The organism is Streptomyces sp. NPDC031670, assembly GCF_055580545.1.
Genome location: NZ_JBVILC010000017.1, coordinates 140,315 through 147,065, shown reverse-complemented (window position 1 = coordinate 147,065; position 6,751 = coordinate 140,315). Strand labels below are relative to the sequence as shown.

Sequence of the window (6,751 nt, the reverse complement as noted above, 5' to 3'; positions counted from 1 at the left end):
CCCCCCCCCCCCCCCCCCCCCCCCCCCCCCCCCCCCCCCCCCCCCCCCCCCCCCCCCCCCCCCCCCCCCCCCCCCCCCCCCCCCCCCCCCCCGCCGCCGTACCGCGTCCGCTCAGTTCCAGCCCTTGTCGTACGCGGCCCAGTCACGGTCGCGCGCGGTGAAGTCGACGTAGAGCGCCACCCCGAAGTGCTCGCGGTGCCGGTCGGTGCGGCCCAGGCCCAGCCGCACCCCGCGCACCGCCGCCTTGACCGTCTCGGCGGAGGCGTGGTGGCCCATGGTCTCCGTCTGGAAGAACGGCAGCCCCATCAGCAGGTCGGTGTCCTTGGGCGTCACCTCCAGGGCCAGCGAGGCCTGCTGGGCGACATAGCCGCCGTACAGGCTCTCCAGCGGCATCGAGGTGTCGTACGACATCACCGCGATCTGGTCGACCCGCTTGGCCACCTGCCCGAAGTACGCCTGCGACCACCACTTCGGGTGCCCGGCGATCTTGCCGGCGGCGGAGTGCAGCCGGGGCACCGGGTCGATCTGGTGCGCGGCGACCGACAGCGTCGCGTGGTGCGCGCGCGTGACGGGGCGCACCGCGTCGAGCAGTTCGAGGAACCGGCGGTTGCCCGAGGGCATCGGCTCCAGGTCGAAGTGGACGCCGTCGAAGCCGCCGTCCGCCAGGGCGTGGCGCGCCGAGTCCACCATCGCGGTACGGGTCGCCGCCCGCTCCAGGCGCAGGCCCGTGGGGCCCTCGGTGGCGAGCTTGTCGCCGAGCCACGCCTGCACCCGCACACCGGGCAGCCTGCGGTGCATCCCGTCGACGAGCCAGCGCGCCTTGGGGTAGCGGTCCGAGCGCAGCGTCCCGTCGTGCTCCAGGGGTCCGGCGTGGACGTACAGGTCGTGTATCCCCGTCTCCCGTACGCGCGCGGCGAAGGCGTCCAGATCGCTCTCGCCCTTGCGGCCGTCGACCCAGGCGTGGCCCAGCCAGATGGCGTCGCGCCCGCGCGATCTGGTGCCGTCGCCCGGGTCGCCCGCGTAGCTGCTGCGCAGTGCCACCGCGCCGACCACCATGGGCGCCATCACGAGGAGCACGGCCGCCAGCGCGGCACGCCGCACCCACGTCCGTGCCGGGCGCCGCGACCACCGGCGCAGACCGTCGACTCCGGCCGATATTGCTGTCCGCACGAGTACCCCTGACTGTCAGTGTGCCGTGGAAGTATGACCTCCCGGTGGCGCGCTGCCCAACGAGCGGTCCGCGGATCGGCGGGTCCCGGCTCCTCCCTCCCGGTCGCGGAGCGCCGGATACCGCCATACGCTCACAAATGTGACGCCGCGTGTCAGTCGCACCGGACCCCGCTCAGCCGTCCGGGCCGTCCGGGCCCTGGTGGCCGTGCTGATCGCCACGTGCTGGGCGGCGCTGCCCGCCGCGGGCTCCGCGCGGGCGCAGGACCCGGTGCCGCTCGCCGCGAGCGGGTGGATCACCGATCGCGCGCACGTGCTGGGCGCCCGCGCGCCCGAGGTGGCCGCCGCGCTCGACCGCCTCCACGAGGACCGCTCGGTCCGGCTCTTCGCGGTGTACGTGGACGACTTCTCCGGCCGCACCTCGCAGAACTGGGCCGACACCACCGCGCAGCTGAACGGGCTCGGCCGCGACGACGTCCTGCTGGCCGTCGCCACCGGCACACGTCAGTACGCGTACTCGGTCGACCAGGACTTCCGGCTCAGCGACCAGGTGCTCGGCGAGGTGGCCCGCGAGTCGGTGGAGCCGCCCCTGCGGCGCGGTGACTGGGCCGGGGCCGCGGTGGGCGCCGCCGAGGGGCTGGACACCGCCCTGGCCGGGCCCGGCCGCCGCGACGGTTCCGTGGCGGCCGGTGACTACGTCCTGCCCGTCGCCGTCCTCGCCGCGGCGGGCGCGGTCGCCGTGTACGCGTACGCCAGCAGGAAGCGGCGGGCCGCCACCCGGACGACACCCGCGAGCACCCAGGGCGCGGGCGCGCGCGAGTGGGAGCCGGACACGGCCCCGCCGGACCTGGCCGCCCTGGAGGCCGAGACGGACCGGACCCTGGTCGCCACCGACGACGCCATACGAACGAGTGACGAGGAACGGGGTTTTGCGGTCGCGCAGTTGGGGGAGGCGGCGACGCGGCCCTTCACCGGGGCTCTCGCGTACGCCCGGTCCGAACTGGCCACCGCCTTCCGGCTGCGCCAGCAGCTCGACGACGACCCGCCGCCGCAGGGACTCGCGCTTCCGGCGGGGCCGGCCCCGCCCGACGAGCCGGAGCGGCCCGAGGAGGGCGGCGCGGCGCGGCGCCGGATGCTGCGGGAGATCGTCGCCAGGTGCGCGGCGGCGGGCCGCCGCCTGGACGCCGAGGCGGAGGCCTTCGACGCGCTGCGCGCCCTGGAGCGGGACCCCGCACCGGCGCTCGAAGGCGTCGAGACGGCTTTCCGTACGCTCACCGGGCGCACCGCCGCGGCGGACTCGGCCCTGACCGCGCTGCACATGCGCTACGCGCGCGGCGCGACCGCGCCCGTCGCGCACCATGTCGAGGAGGCCAAGGAGCACCTGGTCGCGGCCACGGCCGCCCTCAACGCGGCCCGCCAGGCGCTCGACAAGGAGGACCGGGGCGAGGCCGCGGCGCAGGTGCGCGCCGCCGAGAGCGCCGTCGCCCTGGTGACCGCGCTGGTGGACGGGGTCGACCGGCGCGCCGCCGAACTCGCGGAGGCCGAGCAGCGGTTGCCGGCGGCCCTCGCCGGGGTGCGGGCGGAGGTGGCGGCGGCCCGCGGCCCGGGCGCCACGGCCGGGCACCCCGCCCCCGCCGCCCTGCCGGAACGTATCGCCCGGGCCGAGGCGGTGCTCATCGGCGTGGGACGGGCGCGCGCGGCCGGCCCGTACGACCCGCTCGACGCGCTGCGCCGGGTCACCGAGGCGGACGCGGCCCTCGGCGAGGCCCTGACCGCCCTGGGCGTACGGGAGCGCGAGGGCGGCGTGGAGCACGCCCGCGCGCTCCTGGACCGGGCGGCGTTCACGGCCCGCTCGGCCGTCGCGGCGGCCGACGACCGCGTGGCCGCCCACCGGGACGCGGTCGGCGCCGCGGCCCGCACCCGGCTCGCGGAGGCCCGCCGCCACCTGGACCGGGCCGCCGGAACGGCCGTACCGGACGTACGGGGCGCCCTCGCGGAGGTACTGCGGGCGGGCGCCCTGGCGCGGCGGGCACTCGCCCTCGCGGACGCGGACGCGACCGTCGAGGAGGACGGGCCGGGGAACTCCGGGGGGACCGGGAAGTCTCCGGAGCGCCCGGAGCACGGGGACCCTTCGGGGCAAGGAGAAGAGCCATGAGCGACAGGCAGTCGGTACTGGGCCGGGTCGGCCGGCTGGCGAAGGCAAACGTCAACGCGCTCCTCGACCAGGCCGAGGACCCGCGGAAGATGCTGGACGAGCTGATACGGGAGTACACGGGCAATATCGCGGAGGCGGAGCGGGCCGCCGCCTCGGCGCTGCGCGAGCTGCGGCTTCTGGAGGCCGACCGGGGCGAGGACCTGGCCGCCGCCAGGGAGTGGGGCGGCCAGGCGGTCGCCGCCAGCAGGAAGGCCGACGGGCTGCGCGCGGGCGGGGCGGCGAAGGAGGCCGACCGGTTCGACCACCTCGCCAAGGTGGCGCTGGGCAGACAGGTGCGGTCGGAGAACGAGGCGCGGGCGGCGGATCCGGTGATCGCCGCGCAGAAGGAAGTGGTGGACAGGCTCAGGTCGGGGCTGGTCCGGATGAAGTCCCAGCTGGACGTCCTGCTGGCGGAGGAGGCCGAGTTGGCGGCCGGGACCGCCTCGGCGGGCGGCCCGGACCGGGCGCCGGACGGGCTGGGCAGCGTCGACCTGCTCGACCCGGCGTACGAGATACACCGCTTCGAGGACAAGCTGCGGCGCGAGGAGGCACGGGCGCGGGGCGGGGGGCGGCTCGCCGCCTCGTCGCTGGACGCCCAGTTCGAGCAGTTGGACGCGCCGGGCGAGACGGCCGAGGTGGAGGCGCGGTTGGCGGCGCTGAAGGCAACGACGTAGGGCCGGACAGGCGTCGCGCCCGGACGGCCCGCCCGGGGCCGGGGCCCCGGGCCGCCGGGGGCCCGTGACCTGGCCGCCGTGGGACCCCGGGTCAGTACATGCTGAGCAGTTGTTCCTCCGTGAGCTCGGCGGCCGGGGTGGAATCGCCGTCGGGGAGCGCGAGTTCGAACCAGACCGTCTTGCCGCGCGGGGTGCGGCGCGAGCCCCACGCCGCGCTCAGCAGGCCGACGAGCTGGAGCCCCCGGCCGCCCTCGTCGGTGTCCCGGGCCCGCCGCCGTCTGGGCTGGACCAGACCCGCGTCCCACACCTCGCAGACGAGCGTGCGGTCCCGCAGCAGCCGCAGCCGCACCTCGCCCTCGCCGTACCGCAGGGCGTTGGTGACGAGTTCGCTGACCAGCAGCTCGGTGGTGTCGACGAGGTCGTCGAGGTCCCAGGCGAGCAGCTGGGTGCGGGCGAGCTCGCGGGCGCGGCCGACCGAGCGCGGTGAGCGCGGCAGCCGCCAGTCGCCGACGGCGTCCGTGGGCAGGCCCTGGATACGGGCCATGAGCAGGGCGATGTCGTCCTCGCCATGGCGGGTGTCGAGGGTGTTGAGGACCTGGTCGCAGACGTCCTCCAGGCCCGCGACCGGGTCGCTGATGGCCTTGCGGAAGGCCCGCAGGCCCTCGTCCAGGGGGTGGTCGCGGGACTCCACGAGGCCGTCGGTGTAGAGCGCGAGGAGGGTGCCCTCGGGAAGGTCGACCTCGATCTCCTCGAAGGGCTCGCCGCCCACGCCCAGCGGCAGCCCGGGCGGCATGTCCAGGAACAGGGCGGGCTCGCCCGGCTCGACCAGGACCGGCGGCAGATGGCCCGCGTTGGCGATGGAGCAGCGCCGCGTCACCGGGTCGTACACCGCGTACACACAGGTCGCCAGGTAGACCTCGGAGAGGTCGGCCTCGCGGGACTTGTGGGCGGAGCGGGAGCCGGGGCGACCGCGCCGGTTGCCGGCCCCCGTGCGGTCGGGGCCGCCGGGGTCGCCCAGGCCCCGGGCGATCTCGTCGAGGTGCGAGAGCACTTCGGCGGGCTCCAGGTCGAGCATGGCCAGGGTCCGTACGGCGGTGCGCAGTTCACCCATGGCGACGGCGGCCCGCAGACCGCGGCCCATCACGTCGCCGACGACCAGCGCGGTGCGGTGGCCGGGCAGTTCGATGACGTCGAACCAGTCGCCGCCCACCTCGGTGGCGGCGTTGCCCGGCAGATAGCGGCAGGCGATGTCCAGCCCGGCGGCCTCGGGGTCGCCGGGCGGGAGGAGGGAGCGCTGGAGTATCAGCGCGCGTTCGTGCTCCCTCCGGTACAGGCGGGCGTTGTCGATGCAGACGGCGGCGCGGGAGGCGAGTTCGGTGGCGAGGGCGCGGTCGCGTTCGCCGAAGGGCTCGCTGCCCTTGGCGCGGGAGAACTGGACCAGGCCCACGACGGTGTCGTGGGCGACCATCGGGACGGCGAGCGTGGTGTGCACCAGGCTCCCCTCGTCGCCCGGTACGGCACGCAGCCGACCGGTGCGCAGGGCGGCGGCGCAGGGCGAGTGGAACGGGTAGCGGTGGACGTCCCCGACGGAGACCGACGAGGGCTGGGGGGTGCCGCCGGTGAGGGTGGGCGGCGCGTCGGAGACGGCGCTCGCGAAGGCGACCCGGCGCAGCTCGGCCTTGCCGTCGACGCGGTTCTGGATGGCGTCGTCCCCGGCCAGCAACGCCTGGTAGAGGTCGACGGAGGCCAGGTCGCAGAAGCCGGGGACGGAGACGTCGAGGAGTTCGCGGGCGGTGGTCTCCAGGTCGAGGGAGTTGCCGATGCGGTTGCCCGCCTCGTTGAGGAGGGCGAGGTTGCGGCGGGCGTCGGCGGCCTCGCGGGCGGCGTTGTGGCGGCGGGTCACGTCGATGCCGAGGCTGGCGACGCCGATGGGCCGGCCGGTGCCGCTGTGCACCCGGTAGAGGTTGATCGACCAGTGCCGGCGGGCGGGGTCGCCGGGGGCGGTGCCGACGAGCTGGAGGTCGGTGACGGCCTCGCCGGTGTCGAGGACGCGCCGCAGCGCGGCGGCCATCCGGTCGGCCTCGGCGCGGCCCAGATAGTCGTGGACGGTCCGGCCGCGGTGTTCGTCCGGTTCGCCGCCGAAGACGGTGGCAAAGCGCCGGTTGGCCCGCAGGACGGTGAGGTCCGTGTCGAACAGCAGGAAACCGAAGGGAGATTGACCGAAAATGGCCTGCGAGGCGGCGAGGTCGGTCTCTATCCCGCGCAGCGCCCGGACGTCGACGACGATACAGAGCGCGCCGCGCTCCCCGGCCGCCGTCTCACTGGGCATCACATACAGCTCGGCGAGCCCGTGCCGCCCCTGCCCCTCGGGCGTACGGAAGGGGACCAGCCCGGTCCACTCGCGCCCGTCCAGGATCTCGGCGACCCGGCGGTGGCCCTGGGAGCGCAGCTCTGGCGGCATGAAGGCGTCGACCGGGTCGAGTCCCACGACCTCGCGGGCGGACAGCCCGAACTGCTCCTCGGCCCGCCGGCTCCACTGCTCGACCAGCCCGTCGGGCCCGATCGAGAACGAGGCGACCCTGATGTAGTCATAGATCGAGCCAGGCGGACTGCTCTGCCACACGACGCCGCCCGCCGTCCCAGGTATCTCGCTCACGCGACCGTCCCCTCCAGCTCACCGCACCGGACCGGCCTTGACCGCAGTATTCAGTACTAC

The 6,751-nt window shown here is 75.9% G+C and carries 4 protein-coding genes; 2 read left to right on the top strand and 2 right to left on the bottom strand.

The window, feature by feature from the left end:
- Positions 1–111: 111 nt before the first annotated feature.
- Positions 112–1,170 (bottom strand): glycosyl hydrolase family 18 protein, encoded by a 1,059-nt coding sequence (locus ACZ5ID_RS27920; RefSeq protein WP_468903233.1) that lies wholly within the window; start codon positions 1,168–1,170, stop codon positions 112–114.
- Between the two features lie 139 nt (positions 1,171–1,309).
- Here ACZ5ID_RS27920 and ACZ5ID_RS27915 point away from each other — a divergent pair, with 139 nt between their 5' ends.
- Both ACZ5ID_RS27915 and ACZ5ID_RS27910 read left to right on the top strand, forming a co-directional pair.
- On the top strand, positions 1,310–3,322 hold the full coding sequence (locus tag ACZ5ID_RS27915; protein ID WP_468903231.1) for a TPM domain-containing protein: 2,013 nt from the start codon (positions 1,310–1,312) through the stop codon (positions 3,320–3,322).
- Positions 3,319–4,035, top strand: a complete 717-nt coding sequence (locus tag ACZ5ID_RS27910) for a PspA/IM30 family protein (RefSeq protein WP_468903229.1) — start codon at positions 3,319–3,321, stop codon at positions 4,033–4,035. The genes ACZ5ID_RS27915 and ACZ5ID_RS27910 overlap by 4 nt, the downstream gene beginning before the upstream one ends.
- 91 nt (positions 4,036–4,126) lie before the next feature.
- On the opposite strand, the gene ACZ5ID_RS27905 is transcribed toward ACZ5ID_RS27910, so the two are convergent.
- Positions 4,127–6,691, bottom strand: coding sequence for a SpoIIE family protein phosphatase (locus ACZ5ID_RS27905; protein ID WP_468903227.1), 2,565 nt, complete (start codon positions 6,689–6,691; stop codon positions 4,127–4,129).
- Between the last annotated feature and the right edge of the window lie 60 nt (positions 6,692–6,751).